Origin of the sequence: Segatella intestinalis, assembly GCF_029348455.1 — a bacterium.
In the GTDB taxonomy this organism is placed as follows: Bacteria; Bacteroidota; Bacteroidia; order Bacteroidales; family Bacteroidaceae; genus Prevotella.
Genome location: NZ_JARJVV010000014.1, coordinates 48721 through 65020 on the forward strand (window position 1 = coordinate 48721; position 16300 = coordinate 65020).

Annotated in this window: 13 protein-coding genes and 1 tRNA gene; all 14 read left to right on the forward strand. The window is 46.6% G+C overall.

The window, feature by feature from the left end; translation table 11 throughout:
• Positions 1-294: 294 nt before the first annotated feature.
• The gene (locus tag P3T48_RS10435; RefSeq protein ID WP_276506641.1) at positions 295-597 is read left to right on the forward strand and encodes a DUF4160 domain-containing protein; all 303 of its coding nucleotides are present in this window, start codon (positions 295-297) and stop codon (positions 595-597) included.
• Complete coding sequence (locus P3T48_RS10440; RefSeq protein WP_022251301.1) at positions 594-842, forward strand: DUF2442 domain-containing protein; 249 nt, start codon at positions 594-596, stop codon at positions 840-842. Before P3T48_RS10435 ends, P3T48_RS10440 begins: the two co-directional genes overlap by 4 nt.
• A gap of 1678 nt (positions 843-2520) precedes the next feature.
• A tRNA-Val gene (locus P3T48_RS10445) sits at positions 2521-2595 on the forward strand.
• 126 nt (positions 2596-2721) lie between these two features.
• Positions 2722-4068, forward strand: coding sequence for an adenylosuccinate lyase (purB, locus tag P3T48_RS10450; protein ID WP_276506642.1), 1347 nt, complete (start codon positions 2722-2724; stop codon positions 4066-4068).
• A 140-nt stretch (positions 4069-4208) separates the two neighbouring features.
• Positions 4209-5630, forward strand: a complete 1422-nt coding sequence (locus P3T48_RS10455) for a pseudouridine synthase (protein WP_276506643.1) — start codon at positions 4209-4211, stop codon at positions 5628-5630.
• An 85-nt stretch (positions 5631-5715) separates the two neighbouring features.
• A complete protein-coding gene (gene asnS, locus P3T48_RS10460) occupies positions 5716-7143 on the forward strand; it encodes an asparagine--tRNA ligase (protein ID WP_158463247.1) in 1428 nt (475 codons plus the stop codon).
• An 89-nt stretch (positions 7144-7232) separates the two neighbouring features.
• On the forward strand, positions 7233-9056 hold the full coding sequence (locus P3T48_RS10465) for a transglutaminase-like domain-containing protein (RefSeq protein WP_276506644.1): 1824 nt from the start codon (positions 7233-7235) through the stop codon (positions 9054-9056).
• Between the two features lie 29 nt (positions 9057-9085).
• Positions 9086-11242 carry a hypothetical protein gene (locus P3T48_RS10470; protein ID WP_276506645.1) on the forward strand — a complete coding sequence of 719 codons (2157 nt, stop codon included), beginning with the start codon at positions 9086-9088 and terminating at the stop codon, positions 11240-11242.
• Between the two features lie 188 nt (positions 11243-11430).
• The gene (trpS, locus tag P3T48_RS10475; RefSeq protein ID WP_276506646.1) at positions 11431-12516 is read left to right on the forward strand and encodes a tryptophan--tRNA ligase; all 1086 of its coding nucleotides are present in this window, start codon (positions 11431-11433) and stop codon (positions 12514-12516) included.
• Positions 12516-13802, forward strand: coding sequence for an MATE family efflux transporter (locus P3T48_RS10480; RefSeq protein WP_276506647.1), 1287 nt, complete (start codon positions 12516-12518; stop codon positions 13800-13802). Before trpS ends, P3T48_RS10480 begins: the two co-directional genes overlap by 1 nt.
• A 197-nt stretch (positions 13803-13999) precedes the next feature.
• On the forward strand, positions 14000-14179 hold the full coding sequence (locus tag P3T48_RS10485; RefSeq protein ID WP_022251674.1) for a tetratricopeptide repeat protein: 180 nt from the start codon (positions 14000-14002) through the stop codon (positions 14177-14179).
• Complete coding sequence (locus P3T48_RS10490; RefSeq protein ID WP_022251673.1) at positions 14176-14415, forward strand: 4Fe-4S dicluster domain-containing protein; 240 nt, start codon at positions 14176-14178, stop codon at positions 14413-14415. The genes P3T48_RS10485 and P3T48_RS10490 overlap by 4 nt, the downstream gene beginning before the upstream one ends.
• Before the next feature lie 2 nt (positions 14416-14417).
• Positions 14418-15518, forward strand: coding sequence for a 3-methyl-2-oxobutanoate dehydrogenase subunit VorB (locus tag P3T48_RS10495; protein WP_158463242.1), 1101 nt, complete (start codon positions 14418-14420; stop codon positions 15516-15518).
• Positions 15518-16285 carry a thiamine pyrophosphate-dependent enzyme gene (locus P3T48_RS10500; protein WP_276506648.1) on the forward strand — a complete coding sequence of 256 codons (768 nt, stop codon included), beginning with the start codon at positions 15518-15520 and terminating at the stop codon, positions 16283-16285. The genes P3T48_RS10495 and P3T48_RS10500 overlap by 1 nt, the downstream gene beginning before the upstream one ends.
• Positions 16286-16300 lie beyond the last annotated feature (15 nt).

A 16300-nucleotide genomic window follows, 5' to 3' on the forward strand; every position in this document is an offset into this window, starting at 1 on the left:
GAGTGGATGATATGGCAGTGTGGTGGTTTCGTGCTGCCTGTTTTCATGGTTTGAAGTACCTTTGTGTAAATCGTGAGGTTCTTAAACATTATTTATTATGAGAACAGAAAGCAATAAACGAGTATTTGTTCCCTACCGATGTATTCCGGATTAGTATTGGTATGGGATGGCTATCCTTTATCTTATAAAATACGGGAATCCAAACTTTTCCCGAAACTTTTCTCCCGTTTTCTTTGCGTTTTCAAAATAAAGTCGTAAATTTGTAATCAAGATAGATTAAAAAAGGAGGTTGCGATGCCAAAGATATTTGAATACTTCGGATTTATCTTTCTGTTCTATTCAAATGAGCATGAACCAATACACGTTCATGTAATGAAGGATGGACATGAAGCTATTTTCGAGATAATATTAGAAAATGGTGAACTTGTTGAAATTCATAGAAGAACTTCTAACAAGATACCACCTTTAAGTGAGAAGGATGCTGCTACAGCAGAGGCCTTTGTGAAGAAGTACTATAAGAATATAGTTGATAAATGGGTAAACTTCTTTATTTATAAGAAAAGAATACGTTCAACTAAAATAACGAAGAAATTATGAACTTAAGTATCGTTTCTGCAAAATATGTGGCGCCATTAAAAGTTGAATTACACTTTAATGATGATACCATTAAGACGATAGATGTAGGTGCTTTTATCAGAAATCACCCACATCCGCAATATAACTCTTACTTGAATGAAAACAAATTCAAAAAGTTCAAGATAGAGTTTGGTAATATCGTTTGGGGAAAGAATTGGGATTTGATATTTCCAATAGATAAGTTATATGCTGGCGTTTGCTGCTGAACAAGAAAAGGATGTTGTATAAGTCCTTAATACAGTGACTTTTACCGCACCTCATGGGAAAACGACAAGGGTCTATATGCCACGATGAAAAGGTGGCGTATAGACCCTTGATTATATGGTGATATTCGTAATCTACATCTCCACTTTCAGCAGCTTTATCTCCTCTGCCGAAGGAAAGAGAAGAAGCAGCACGCAGGCTAAACGCAGGCAGCACGCCCTGAAGGGGCAGAAGCTCCTTGAAGCAGCACGCCCTGAAAGGGCAGAAGCTCTTAGCCCAGGGCATCGCCCTGGGTGTTTATGGACGCAAACCTGTCGCCCTGTAAGGGCAAAAGCTTTCAATACCAAGCAATTAACAAAGCTTTTGCCCTTACAGGGCGCCTTGCTGATTGCCATTATACCCAGGGCGCTGCCCTGGGCTAAGAGCTTCTGCCCTTTCAGGGCGTGCAACTTCTATGAGCTTCTGCCCTTTACCTTTGCTTTACCCTTCGGCCAGCGATTTTCAATTCCGCTACGCGCCGGTGACCGTTGGTTCTGGGCGTGTGGGGCTTACTTGCGAAACTTGTATCTATAAGATTTCATATCAGATACTTTTTGGATTTACCGTTGAGTATGTGCTCGTACGTTAAAAGTTTTTTTTATGAAAAAAGTGTCAAAGTATCATCTTTTGGCAGAACGTAGAGATAAATTGCTGATATATAATAAGATAGAGAAATGATACATTTTGGATTATCTTACAAGAAGTATCATAGAAGTATCATAAATCTGATAGAAGTATCATAAAAAACGTCATCTAAGTATCACAAAATCGTCATGAGGCATTATGTATAAAAGCAAAGCCGCCGATCTACAAGGAGTGCCCAAGAATCGCCTGACTTTTGGGCACTCTGTGCACACCGCACGGGCAATCAATGCCCGATGCTTGTTCAGTCGATGCCCGATGCTTGTTCAGTCGATGCCCGACGCTTGTTCAGTCGATGCCCAGCGCTTGTTCACTGAGTGCCCACTTGACGGGCAAGACAGGCCACCTGATGGTCTCTTACAGAACGGCTTATGTGATTTTATTCCTAATCCAGCTTGTCAATCTTTCTTCTTATTCATAGTTTGTATATGCATTCTTTACATACTGGAAGAGTAGGTGCTAAAGTTTTGAAACTTTAGTCTTTTAAATCGACTCAAAGCCGAATTTAATGATGTTTCTTGTGATTTATGATACTTCTATGATACTTTCTGTAAAATAAACGAAAAAGTATCATTCTTATATTGTGCAGTATATCAGATGTTTATAAGTTTATCGTACTAAATAATGATACTATGATACTTTTTCCGCAAAAAACATTTATGCGCAGGCAGTTATTTTCAATACATCTTTCATATTATCCAGCTCAAGTTTCCCAAGTTTTATCCCACACGCCCTGAAGACTCAAAAGTTCTGTAAGGTAAAGCCTATCCATAGAAATCACGTTTTTGGGATGACTGTCTTTTATCAATTTCAAATCACGGGAAACGGCAAGGGTTTATATGCCACGATGAAAAGGTGGCGTATCTGACTTTTGAAGGGCGAAAAGAGGCAAAAAAGATAGTAAAAACAACTTTTTTGCAGAAAAAATGAAAAAAGTTGGCTAAAAGTTTGGTGGATACAAAAAATGTTAGTACCTTTGCAACCGCTTACGAAAAGTAAGGGCGTTTAGCTCAGCTGGTTTAGAGCATCTGCCTTACAAGCAGAGGGTCGGCGGTTCGAATCCGTCAACGCCCACAAATGAAGGTCTTGCAACATAAAAGTTGCAAGACTTTTTTCTTTTTAAGCTAATTTATCATTATTTGTTCGGCTTTTTCATTGATTTTTTTTACCTTTGCACCCTATAAATAATACGTATTGGTTATGAATTTAGATTTACTGACAGCAATTTCCCCTATAGATGGACGTTACAGGGGAAAGACAGAGCCACTCGCAAACTATTTTTCCGAGTATGCGCTCATACGATATCGTGTTCGTGTAGAGATTGAGTATTTTATCACTTTGTGTGAGTTGCCTTTGCCGCAGCTTGCTTCTTTCGATTCTGCTTTGTTTGCTCGTTTGCGTGAGATATATCAGAACTTTGATGAGAATGATGCGCAGCGTGTCAAGGATATCGAGAAGGTTACCAACCACGATGTCAAGGCTGTAGAGTATTTTATCAAGGAAGAGTTTGATAAGATTGGCGGATTGGATGCTTACAAGGAGTTTATCCATTTCGGTTTGACCTCTCAGGACATCAACAATACCAGTGTGCCTCTTTCTGTGAAGGAAGCACTTCAGGATGTTTTTTATCCACAGGTAGAGGAGTTGATAGCTCAGCTGCAGACCTATGCCGATGAGTGGAAGGATGTACCAATGCTTGCCAAGACTCATGGTCAGCCAGCCTCTCCAACCCGTTTGGGCAAGGAGATTATGGTGTATGTCTATCGTCTTACCGAGCAGCTCAACAGTTTGAAGGCATGCAAGGTGACTGCCAAGTTTGGTGGTGCTACCGGCAATTACAATGCTCACCATGTGGCTTATCCTCAGTACGACTGGCGTGCTTTCGGCAATAAGTTTGTCAGCGAGAAGCTGGGCTTGGAGCGTGAGCAGTACACCACACAGATCAGCAATTACGACTATTTGGGTGCCATCTTTGATGCCGTTCGTCGTATCAACACCATTATTATCGACCTCGATCGCGACTTCTGGATGTATATCTCTATGGATTACTTCAAGCAGAAGATCAAGGCTGGCGAGGTAGGCTCAAGTGCCATGCCTCACAAGGTGAATCCTATAGACTATGAGAACAGCGAGGGCAACCTGGGCATAGCCAATGCCATACTCCAGTTCCTGGCACAGAAACTTCCTGTAAGCCGTCTGCAACGCGACCTCACCGACAGTACCGTATTGCGTAACATCGGTGTACCTTTCGGTCACAGTGTGATTGCCATTCAGAGCACTTTGAAGGGACTTCGCAAGCTCATTCTTCATGAAGAGAAGTTGCAGGAAGACCTCGACAACACCTGGGCAGTAGTGGCAGAAGCCATTCAGACCATCTTGCGTCGCGAGGCTTACCCACATCCTTATGAGGCATTGAAGGCGCTTACCCGCACCAACAAGCACATGACCGAGGAGACCATTCATGAGTTCATCCAGGGCTTGAATGTGAGCGACAGTGTGAAGGCAGAACTGATGGCTATCACCCCCAGCAACTATACAGGAATCTAACAGATATTAATCTTCAATTCCCAATCGCTACCTATCGAAGTATTTATCATATACCATATATATATATAAAGAACTAAAAGAATTATTTTTTAAAAAAGTTATTAACCCAGCCGTGAGGCTTTTAAGAAAGAAAAAGGAAAATGGATTCAGAATTTGACAACAAACCTCAGAGCGAATCGACTGCGAATGAAGGTGCCCGTGAGGGTTATACCCCAGCAGGCGGTTATCAGAAAAATTATCGCAGTAACGGACGCCCACAGCGTCCTCGTATCAACTCGCAGCGTGCTTACAGCAGCGATCGCAGCAATGAAGGTGGATTCCGCCCAGAAGGTTTCGGAATGGCTCTTCAGCAGAACAATGGTGAACATCGCCAAGGTGGTTATCAGCAGCGTGGTGGTTATCAGCCTCGTCAGCAGGGCGGTTATGGCCGTCCTCAGGGTGGTGGCTACAACAACAACCGTGGCGGATATCAGAATCGTCCACAGGGTGGTTATCGTCCTCGTTTCAACAACAATGATGAAGAGGGTGGCTATCAGCCTCGTCAGCAGGGCGGTTATGGTCGTCCACAGAGTGGTGGCTACAACAACAACCGTGGCGGTTATCAGTCTCGTCAGCAGGGCGGTTATGGTCGTCCACAAGGTGGTGGCTACAACAACAACCGTGGCGGATATGGTCGTCCACAGGGCGGTGGCTACAACAACCGTGGCGGTTATGGTCGTCCACAGGGCGGTGGCTACAACAACCGTGGTGGATATGGTCGTCCACACACACCAGGCTACGATCCCAATGCAAAATATAATCTCAAGAAGCGTATTGAATATAAGGAGGAGAACATCGATCCTAACGAGCCATTGCGCTTGAACAAGTTCCTCGCCAATGCCGGTATCTGCTCACGCCGTGAGGCTGATGAGTTTATTCAGGCAGGTGTGGTTACTGTCAACGGTGAGGTAGTAACCGAGTTGGGAACCAAGATTCTGCGTACCGACGAAGTGAAGTTCCACGATGCTCCTGTCAGCTTGGAGAAGAAGGTTTACGTGCTTCTCAACAAGCCAAAGGACTATGTGACAACAAGCGACGATCCTCAGCAGCGCAAGACAGTGATGGATCTCGTGAAGGATGTTTGTCCAGAGCGTATTTATCCAGTAGGCCGTCTTGACCGCAACACCACAGGTGTGCTTCTTTTGACCAACGATGGCGACCTGGCCAGCAAGCTTACCCATCCTAAGTTCTTGAAGAAGAAGGTTTATCACGTACATCTCGACCGCAACGTGACAGCTCACGACCTGCAGCAGATTCGTGACGGTATCACTCTTGAGGATGGCGAGATCAAGGCAGACGCAGTAGAGTATGCTGATGACAACGACAAGGCACAGGTAGGTATCGAGATCCATAGTGGCAAGAACCGTATCGTTCGTCGTATTTTCGAGAGCCTTGGCTATCGTGTCACCAAGCTCGACCGTGTACAGTTTGCCGGTCTGACTAAGAAGAACCTCCGTCGTGGCGACTGGCGCTTCCTCACAGAGAAGGAAGTTGACATGCTCCGCATGGGTGCTTTTGAATAAGAAACAATAATATGAAGTTAAGGAGTTAAGGAGTTGACTCCTTAGCTCCTTAACTTCTTTAACTCCTTGAAGCATAATATTAACAATGGAAACAGTAAAAAGAACTAAGGTTGTAGACTTGCTCAAGAGCACAGCCTATGGCTCAATCGTGAATGTAAAGGGATGGGTGCGTACCCATCGTAGTAGCAAAGCAGTCGATTTTATCGCTCTTAACGATGGTTCTACTATTAATAATATTCAGATAGTAGTCGACCCATCCAAGGTCGATGAGAATCAGCTCCGTCAGATTACCACTGGCGCCTGCATCAGTGCAGTAGGTACTTTGGTTGAAAGTCAGGGTGCCGGACAGAGTGTTGAAATCCAGTGCGAAAGCATTGAAATTTACGGTCTCTGCGGAAGCGATTATCCTATGCAGAAGAAGGGTCAGAGCTTTGAGTACATGCGTCAGTATGCTCACCTGCGCCTCCGTACCAACACCTTTGGTGCCGTGATGCGTATTCGTCATAACATGGCGATGGCTATCCATACCTACTTCCATGAGCATGGCTACTTCTACTTCAATACACCTCTCATCACAGCCAGCGACTGCGAGGGTGCAGGTCAGATGTTCCAGGTAACTACCAAGAACCTCTACAACCTGAAGAAGACAGAGGATGGCAAGATAGACTACTCTGATGATTTCTTCGGCAAGCAGACTTCATTGACTGTTTCAGGTCAGTTGGAGGGCGAGTTGGGTGCCACAGCCCTTGGTGCTATTTATACATTCGGTCCAACTTTCCGTGCAGAGAACAGTAATACTCCCCGCCACCTGGCAGAGTTCTGGATGGTAGAGCCTGAGGTGGCATTCCTGGACATGGCTGGTTTGATGGAACTGGAGGAAGATTTCATCAAGTACTGCATCCGCTGGGCACTCGACAACTGCAAGGACGATCTTGCATTCCTGAACAAGATGATTGACAAGGGTCTGATTGCCCGATTGGAAAGTGTGCTGAACTCCGAATTCGTTCATCTGCCCTATACTGAAGGTATCCGCATCTTGCAGGAGGCTATTGCCAATGGCAAGAAGTTTGAGTTCCCATGTGAGTGGGGCGACGACTTGGCTTCAGAGCACGAGCGTTTCTTGGTAGAGGAGCACTTCAAGAAGCCTGTTATCATGACCAACTATCCTAAGGCCATCAAGGCTTTCTATATGAAGATAGACGAGGAGGAGAGTGGCTTCGGTGGCAAGAGCGGCCAGACCGTTCAGGGTACCGATGTGCTTTTCCCACAGATAGGCGAGATCATCGGTGGTTCTGTCCGTGAGGAGAGCTATGACAAGCTGATGGGCGAGATCAAGGACCGCAACATCCCAATGAAGGATATGGAGTGGTATCTCGACACCCGTAAGTATGGTTCATGTCCTCATGCTGGTTTCGGTCTCGGTTTTGAGCGCCTGATTCTTTTTGTTACAGGTATGCAGAACATCCGTGACGTGATTCCTTTCCCACGTACTCCTAAGAACGCAGAGTTCTAAGTGATTGAACTTTAGAAACTTGAATAATATAAAATGCCCTTCCTTTGTTTTATACTTCGGGGGGGCATTTAATTCATAACACCATTCTGATGACAATAAAACCTGTATTTATTTATCTGTGTTTTCTGAGCGTATTGTCTGCTGCGGCTCAAGGCGTGGACGACAATGTGCATATAGTAAACTGTGTGGATCGGTATAAGTTTAAGGTGAATTCCGATGGTATTCCTGTCATCTCGAATACGACGGATTTGGAATATGGCGTGACAAAATATGCAGCACTTGTTCAGCCGAATGTCTACTATGGAGATTTTATCCGTTTGGACAAAGCTTCCTCCAAGGGCACGGCACAATATAAGTCAGCTACACCTGAGAATATCTTCTTTGATGACACCAAGGTCTGTTATTTCAATTATCGGATACCCAAGGTGGGTAAGACTTTGAAGGCCTCTTTTGCACGAACCTTTACCGATGCTGTTTATTTCACGAGAATCTCTTTTCCCGAAGACTATTATGTAGAGAACAAAACCGTCCAGGTGGTTATACCGAAGGCTTTATCTCAATATCATCTCAAGGAGTGTAATCTTCCTGCCGATGTGGTCAAGACAGCTGTGGCCGATGAGGCTGGCGACTCCGTGTTTACCTATGTCATGCACGGCTTGTCTGTGCCAGTTTCCGAGGAGGGAGCTCCAGCCTGGGGCTATACTGTTCCTCATTTGCTCGTAATAGGTTCGTTCAAGGATGAACAGGATATGTTCGCTTGGTCTAAGAAAATGGCAGATGTCGACTGTACGATTCCCAACCAAGCGGAAATCCTTGCAGAGATAGCCCAAGGAGCAAAGAGTGACAAGGAGAAAATTGCCAACACCTTTGCCTGGGTGCAAAGCCACATACGCTATTTGGCATACGAGGCCGGCGTTTCTGCCCATCAGCCAGCCACTCCTGCCGAAACGATCCGTAAGCGATATGGTGACTGTAAGGCCATGTCGCTCTTGCTGAAAACCTTGTTGAAAGCTCAGGGTTTTGATGCGCGACAGACAGATATCGGAACAGATGACATTCCTTATACATCGCATGAAGTACCCACCATTTCCTCTGTCAATCATGCGATATGCACGGTGTTCTATCAGGGTAAGCCCTATTATCTTGATGCCACCAATTCTTACATACCCTTAGGGTATATTCCTACAAATATTCAGGGACGACAGGCTTTGGTGGAAGAAGGAGAAGGATGCCGGGTCTATACGTTGCCCACATTGCCCCTGGAAGCTTGTTCCTCATCTGTGGAATACGATTGTGCACTTTCCGTAGAGAAGGATGGCAATTATGCCATGAAGGGCACTCTGAATTCTTCTTGGAAAGGAGATATGAAAGCCATGGTCATGTCGGCATACGACGCAGCTGCGCAAGATGACAGACAGCAATTTCTGTCTCGTTTGTTGGGAATGGACGGCAATAAGGACGAAATGAGGGATGTGGTGCTCAAAGGTAGTAGGCCCCAAGACGAAAAGCTCGCCATCTCTTCCTCTTTTTATAAAGGAAACGTGGGAGTGTCGGCAGACCAATATCTCTATGTGGATATGAATCAGGACAAAGATGTGTTGTTGGAGAAAGTAGATACTGCCAAGCGGGTTTCCGACTATATGATAGGTATGAAACTGAAGAATGTGCGCAAGGTCAGTCTCTCTGTACCAAAAGGAATGCGTGTGCAGGAACTCCCTGCTCCTTTTGCGTCGCATACCCATTGGGCAGACTTGTCTTGTACGTTTTCCAAACAAGGCAATCGTGTTGTCATGAAAAAGGAGTATGTCATCAAGAACAGGCGAGTAGCCTTGAAGGATATTCTGGAATGGAACAAATTGATTTCCGAATGGAATGATGCTTGCAACGAGCAAGTAGTTTTGCATACTAAATAAGCAATGTTATACATTTTAAAGGTTGAACTATGAAACATGTGAGAATGATGGGAGTTGCTTTCTTCCTTTTGGCAATGCAACTCGTATGTTTGCCTGTTAAGGCTGACGACAAGGCTGATTACCTCAAGTTGGCTCAGAAAGTGCGTCAAGAAGTGTGGGACAATACTCCTGCTGACTTCAAGAAACGCACAGTGCCAGCGAAGTACAAGAACGAATCGGCTGTTATCCTCTCTTATTACCGGGAGTTGAGTACCGATTATTACCGTAAGGCAACAACGGAATTGTTTGTTAACCTCCGTCTGACACGTCAGATAGACTGCGAAGACATGGAGCGTATGCTGATACAACTCAACGACAAGAAAGCCTTGAAGGATTATTCTGAGTTTTCTTTCCGCACGAAATCAAAAAAGTGGGTAGGGGCATATCACAATAAGACCAATACCGTCCTGGGTATTCGTGTGCTCAAGAAAGATGGCAAGGTGCAAGTGGTCGACTTCGATGACTATGTGGATGTCAAGGAAGGTAAGAAAGGCAAGGACTTGAGCCAGAAGATTGCCGTGCCAGGATTGGAGGTCGGCGACTGTATTGACGTATTTTCTCTCAACCAGATTGACACGCAGGAACAGCGGTTGGATCCTTTTACTTTTTATTTTCGCCAAGACGAGCCGATTCTTTATAGCAGAGTGCATTGCGTGTTAGACCAAAGTTTGTCTACGGTTTATCGCTCGATGAATGGGGCTCCCGAATTTAAGCAGACCACGGACAAGGATAAAAACGCCGTGCTTGATTTGGTGATGGACCAACCTGTCGATGGAGAGCCGTCTGCTTGGTATAACTCTTCCTTGCAGTCTCCTTATGTTTTGATGTACATTACGCCCACTAAGTCGAAGACCATGGTGGTCGAGAAGGCCATGCGTCAGAAAGGTGTTCGAGCTAACCCTGATGTTGCGCCCATCCTACAAGATGACTGGAAGCTGATGAAGTCTTATGTTAGCAAGAACGGCTATTCGGCAGCAGGTCTTTCTGCGCAGAAACGCAGTGTGTATAAGTCGGCCAAGGATGAGTCGATGCCTGCCGACGAGAAAGCAGACCGTATTTATGCTTATGAATATGTTACTGGTGGAACAAGCCAAGAAGCCTTCAACCGTGTGCCCAACTTCTTGCGTAAGTTAGGGGTAGAAGTGGAAATGGGCATCACGACTGCTGTTGGCGAATTGCCTGTCGACAAGCTCATCAACTATAATTCTACCACTTGGTTCTTCCGCCTCAAGGGAACCAACCTGTATTATTTCCCTGGTACCTTTCCTAAGGTGGCATCGGACATCCCTTATAAGTTCCAGGGGCGTAAGGCATATATGCAGGATGTTGATGCGCCATTCGAAATCCCTGTAAGTACAGCTGCCACTAACAAGTCTGTCGTCACCATTAAGGTCAACATCGATGGTACCAAGATGAATATTCACCGCAGCATAGACTATTCTGGCGCACAGAAAGAATACGGACAAATGGTTAGCTCGCCAGATTATTATCTGTATGGTCCCGACCATCTTGCCGCTTTTTGGCGTTATTTGAAGTATGATGAGTCTGATCCTTATAGTGCTTTCTTGAAGAAAGATGCTTCCGTCATGAAGTCTGACTTTGCCGAGTACAAGCAAAAGGAGCAACCCGACCAGTTCAAGGAAGAGATAAAAGGCTATCATGAAGCGGAGCCAGTCAAGGTAAATGGTTATGGACTCGATTGTGTGGGCATCCGAAAAGACAGCGCAGACTTCGTTTATCATGTAGATTACGAGATGGAAGGATTGGTGAAACGTGCAGGAAGCAGCATGATGCTGGCTGTGGGCAAGCTGATAGGAGAGCAGATGAAACTGGAAGGCAATGACCGCATCCGCAAGGATCGTATCTGGCGTAGAATGGCATTTGCTGATGAGTGGAATATAGAGGTGGCTTTGCCCAAAGGCTATCAGGCTTCAGCTGAGTCATTGAAGAAACTGAATACCACCGTCAGCAACGATTGTGGCGAGTTTGCGGTGAAGGCAAGTGCCGGGGCTGGCAAGATCATAGTGCATGTAAGCAAGAGTTTCTTGCATCGTGAGGAACCTGTAGCCAACTGGGACAAAGTCTTGAAGTTGGTAGATGCTTGCAGTGCTTTCAATGAGAAACAAGTGGTGATCACCAAGAAGTAATTTGTTTTCGCTGTCACAACACAACTGTGATTTGCCGATCAAAATATACATGGTAAGTGACGCGTAAGGGGCAAAAACACAAAATAAGTAACTATTTATTTTGTGTTTTGCCCTTTTTGCTGTACCTTTGCACTAAAAATAGCAGACAGGCTGACTATTTTTCGTATAACAGAAACAATCGTAATAATATGGGAAAGATAATATTGACGGGCGACCGTCCAACAGGCAAGCTCCATTTGGGGCATTACATCGGCTCACTTCAGCGCCGAGTACAACTGCAGAATGCAGGCGACTTCGACAAGATGTTCGTGTTTATGGCCGATGTGCAGGCTCTTACTGACAATGCAGACAACCCAGAGAAGATACGTCAGAACATCACCGAAGTGGCTCTCGATTACCTCTCTGCAGGCCTTGATCCACAGAAGTGCACACTCTATATTCAGAGTATGATTCCTGAGCTTGCCGAGCTCACCACTTATTTGATGAACCTCATCAGCGTATCTCGTGTTCAGCGCAACCCAACGGTGAAGACCGAGATCAAGATGCGCAACTTCGAGGCCAACATTCCTCTTGGCTTCTTCTGCTATCCAGTAAGTCAGGCTGCTGACATCACAGCCTTCAAAGCTACAACCGTTCCTGCTGGTGAAGACCAGGAACCAATGCTGGAGGTAACACGTGAGTTGGTGCGCCGTTTCAATCAGATTTATGCTCCTGTGCTTGTAGAGCCAGAGATCCTGCTCCCTGAGAATGTGGTTTGCCGTCGTCTTCCAGGTACCGACGGTAAAGAGAAGATGAGTAAGAGTCTTGGCAACTGTATCTATCTGAGCGACGACGAGAAGACGGTATGGAAGAAGGTGAAGAAGATGTCGAACGGTGCTCCACGTATGAGTATGGAAGAACCTGGACATCTGGAGTGCAATGCCGTGTTCACTTATCTCGAGGCATTCTCTACACCCGAGGACTTCGCTGAGTTCTGGCCAGAGTTCCAGAATCTCGACGAACTGAAGGCTCAGTATGTGAAGGGAGGCATCGGTGACGGCACTTGTAAGAAATTCCTCAACAGTGTGCTCAACAAGATGCTTACTCCTATCCGTGCCCGCCGTCATGAGTACGAGCAGGATATTCCTGAGGTGTTCAACATCCTGAAGAAGGGCAGTGAGGATGCCCGTGCCTTTGCAGCCCAGACCATGGATGAGGTTCGCAAAGCCATGCGTATCGACTACTTCAGCGATGCAGCTTACATCGAGGAGCAGGCTGCGAAGTTTAAGATTTAATGAATAGGAAGATATTACATTTAGCGGTACCGTCGATAATCAGCAATATCACGGTACCGCTTTTGGGTTTGGTGGATGTCGCCATTGTCGGTCATATCGGCGATGCGTCTTATATCGGAGCCATCGCTGTGGGCTCGATGCTCTTCAATGTCATCTACTGGTTGTTCGGCTTCCTGCGCATGGGAACCAGCGGAATGACCTCGCAGGCATTGGGAAGACGAGACTTTTCCGAGGTGCAGCGACTCTTGGTGCGCTCTCTGAGTATCGGTGTGGGGATAGGTCTGCTGTTCTTTATCCTTCAGCGATGGATGATAGGATGCGGACTGTGGGCGATGTCACCCGAGGCGGATGTCGTGGAGTTGGCTCGCAGATATTGCTATGTCTGCATCTGGGGTGCTCCCGCTGTGCTTGGACTTTATGGATTCACGGGTTGGTTTATCGGTATGCAGAACACCCGCATCCCGATGGTAGTGTCGCTGACGCAGAATGTGGTGAACATCATCGCTTCGCTGATGCTTGTCTTCGTCTGCAGGATGACGGTAGAAGGTGTGGCACTCGGAACGGTCATCGCCCAATGGTGGGGACTTCTGATGGCTTGTGTGCTCTATCGCCTCTACTATCGCAGATTGGGCAAGTATGATTATCGTCACCATATCTTTGATTCCGAACCACTGAAACGATTCTTCTCGCTCAACAGGGACATATTTCTCCGTACCGTATGTCTGGTGGCAGTGAATCTTTTCTTTACGGCAGCAGGTTCCCGCGAGAGTACGCTGGTGTTGGCTGTCAACACCTTGCTGATGACGCTTTTCACCATCTTCTCTTATTTTATGGATGGCTTCGCCTATGCGGCAGAGGCATTGAGTGGCAAGTATTATGGAGCCGGAAACAGGGTGGCGTTCCGGGAAGTAGTGAAGAGAACGATGATGTTCGGTGTAGGCGTAGCCGTCGGTTTCACCTTATTATATATAATAGGTGGCGAGAACTTTCTCTCGTTACTCACAAGTGATGAGAAGGTAATAACGGCATCCGGTGCGTATTTCTGGTGGGCAGTGCTGATTCCCTTGTCGGGCATGTCGGCATTTGTCTTTGACGGCATCTTTGTCGGTATCACCCAGTCAAAGTCGATGCTCTGTTCCACCGCCATTGCCTCAGCTTCGTTCTTCGTTCTGTTCTTCGTTCTGCATCCTTTACTGGGCAATCATGCCTTGTGGTTGGCCTTCGTTCTCTACCTTCTGTTACGAGGTGTAGTATTGTTCGTCATTTACCGCGGCCAGCTGCGTTAAGTGGCGGAGTATGTTCTTATAGAATATAATATTAGAAATAACGTACATTATTCTTTAAAAATTGCACACTGAAATATGGTGTGCGCATTTTTCCGCAAAACAACATTAATATAGTTTAAATCTCGGCTGATAATTCTTTTTAGTTAGCTTATTTTATTAATTTCGCACAGCAAATTTAAAAGAACATCAGCAGAAAAATGACAGCTCAGGAATATTATCTACAGGGCAATGCCTATCGCAAACAAGGTGATTACAAGCATGCTCTCGATTGCTATATGGAAGCCATAGCCCTTGACCCCGACAGCCCTGCCGTCGTAGCCAAGGAAATGCTCGATAATATCCTCGGCTTTTATTGTAAAGACTATTATAACCCATGACAAAGAATAAAATTTTAGGGGCAATTGTGGTAGATACAGAGCGATGCAAAGGTTGTGCGCTCTGTGTGGAGGCCTGTCCTCACGATGTCATAGCGCTTGCCGAAAAGAAGGTGAATGTGCATGGCTATCGTTACGTAGAACCAGCGCATGCCGAGGCTTGTGTAGGCTGTACCTCGTGTGCCATCGTGTGCCCGGACGGTTGTATCACCGTTTATCGAAAAAAGGAGGAAATCTAACAATGGCAGAGCAAGAAGTAACCCTTATGAAAGGCAATGAGGCTATCGCCCATGCCTGTATACGATGTGGAGCAGATGGCTTCTTTGGCTATCCTATCACTCCACAGACAGAAATCATTGAGACCCTTGCGCTCCTCAAGCCTTGGGAGACGACAGGTATGGTTGTACTCCAGGCAGAGAGCGAGGTAGCCTCTATTAATATGGTGTACGGAGGAGCCGGAGCCGGAAAGCGTGTGCTTACCACTTCGTCGAGTCCTGGCGTGGCTCTCATGCAGGAAGGCATCGCCTATATGGCAGGTGCCGAAGTGCCTGGCGTTATCGTCAATGTGCAGCGTGGCGGTCCAGGACTGGGAACCATCCAGCCTTCGCAGAGTGACTATTTCCAGGCAACGCGTGGAGGAGGCAATGGCGACTACAACGTGATCGTACTTGCCCCGGCGTCGGTACAGGAAATGGCCGACTTCGTAGACTTGGCTTTCACCCTGGCATTCCGTTATCGCAATCCTGCCATGATACTGAGTGATGGCGTCATCGGTCAGATGATGGAGCGTGTGGTGTTGCCACCTATGAAGCCCCGTCGCACCGAAGAGGAAATCGCACGCGAGTGTCCTTGGGCAACTATAGGCAGAAGCAAAGACCGCCAGCCCAACATTATCACCTCGCTCGAGCTTAAGCCAGAGGTGATGGAGCAGCGCAACCTACATCTGCAGCAGAAATACCAAACCATACGCGAGAAAGAAGTGCGTTATGCTACTGAGCATATCGAAGATGCCGACTATGTCATCGTGGCTTTCGGAAGTGCCGCCCGTGTAGCAGAGAAGAGTATCGAGGTTGCCCGTCAGCAAGGCATCAAGGTAGGACTTTTCCGTCCCATCACCCTATGGCCTTTCCCAGAGAAGCAGCTTCATGAACTTGCACAGCGCTGTAAAGGCATACTTGTAGCCGAGATCAATGCCGGACAAATGATACAAGACGTGCGTCTGGCAGTCAATGGAAAAGTCCCCGTAGAACATTTCGGACGCTTGGGAGGAATCGTTCCTGAACCAGAAGAAATCGTTGAGGCTGTAAAACAACTTATCAGCAATACTCAAAGTACAAAATAATGACGAACAATATCATATCACCAGAAAACCTGGTTTACAAGAAACCAACATTGATGAACGACACCCCGATGCATTACTGCCCGGGCTGTTCTCATGGTGTGGTGCATAAGCTCGTGGCCGAGGTAATCGAGGAAATGGGAATGGAAGACAAAGCCGTGGGTATCTGTCCAGTAGGATGTGCCGTCTTTGCCTATCGTTACCTTGACATCGACTGGCAGGAAGCAGCTCATGGACGAGCTCTTGCCTGTGCCTCAGCAGTAAAACGTCTTTGGCCCGACCGCCTCGTCTTTACTTATCAGGGTGATGGCGACCTGGCTTGTATCGGAGCCTGCGAAACCATCCATGCCCTCAACCGTGGTGAGCACGTAGCAGCCATCTTTATCAACAATGCCATCTATGGCATGACGGGAGGACAGATGGCACCGACAACGCTGCTTGGACAGAAAACCTCTACTTGTCCTTACGGACGTCAGCCCGACCTTCATGGTTATCCACTCAACATTACCGAGCTGGCATCACATCTTCAGGGAACCTGCTATGTGAGCCGTCAGAGTGTGGAAAGCGTAGCCAGCATCCGCAAAGCCAAGAAAGCCATCCGCAAAGCTTTCGAGGCAAGCATGAAGGGACTCGGTTCCAGTCTTGTGGAAATCGTCTCCACCTGCAACAGCGGTTGGAAGCTTTCACCAGTAGAAGCCAACAAGTGGATGGAGGAGCATATGTTCAAGGAGTATGTGAAGGGAGACCTGAAGGATACGACGGGACTGTAAGTGAAGAATGAAGAG

What these genes read in the sequence shown, in the direction of transcription:
- P3T48_RS10435 (WP_276506641.1), top strand. Translation starts at nt 295, where the DNA reads ATGCCAAAGATATTTGAATACTTCGGATTTATCTTTCTGTTCTATTCA.
- P3T48_RS10440 (WP_022251301.1), top strand. Translation starts at nt 594, where the DNA reads ATGAACTTAAGTATCGTTTCTGCAAAATATGTGGCGCCATTAAAAGTT.
- purB (WP_276506642.1), top strand. Translation starts at nt 2,722, where the DNA reads ATGAATTTAGATTTACTGACAGCAATTTCCCCTATAGATGGACGTTAC.
- P3T48_RS10455 (WP_276506643.1), top strand. Translation starts at nt 4,209, where the DNA reads ATGGATTCAGAATTTGACAACAAACCTCAGAGCGAATCGACTGCGAAT.
- asnS (WP_158463247.1), top strand. Translation starts at nt 5,716, where the DNA reads ATGGAAACAGTAAAAAGAACTAAGGTTGTAGACTTGCTCAAGAGCACA.
- P3T48_RS10465 (WP_276506644.1), top strand. Translation starts at nt 7,233, where the DNA reads ATGACAATAAAACCTGTATTTATTTATCTGTGTTTTCTGAGCGTATTG.
- P3T48_RS10470 (WP_276506645.1), top strand. Translation starts at nt 9,086, where the DNA reads ATGAAACATGTGAGAATGATGGGAGTTGCTTTCTTCCTTTTGGCAATG.
- trpS (WP_276506646.1), top strand. Translation starts at nt 11,431, where the DNA reads ATGGGAAAGATAATATTGACGGGCGACCGTCCAACAGGCAAGCTCCAT.
- P3T48_RS10480 (WP_276506647.1), top strand. Translation starts at nt 12,516, where the DNA reads ATGAATAGGAAGATATTACATTTAGCGGTACCGTCGATAATCAGCAAT.
- P3T48_RS10485 (WP_022251674.1), top strand. Translation starts at nt 14,000, where the DNA reads ATGACAGCTCAGGAATATTATCTACAGGGCAATGCCTATCGCAAACAA.
- P3T48_RS10490 (WP_022251673.1), top strand. Translation starts at nt 14,176, where the DNA reads ATGACAAAGAATAAAATTTTAGGGGCAATTGTGGTAGATACAGAGCGA.
- P3T48_RS10495 (WP_158463242.1), top strand. Translation starts at nt 14,418, where the DNA reads ATGGCAGAGCAAGAAGTAACCCTTATGAAAGGCAATGAGGCTATCGCC.
- P3T48_RS10500 (WP_276506648.1), top strand. Translation starts at nt 15,518, where the DNA reads ATGACGAACAATATCATATCACCAGAAAACCTGGTTTACAAGAAACCA.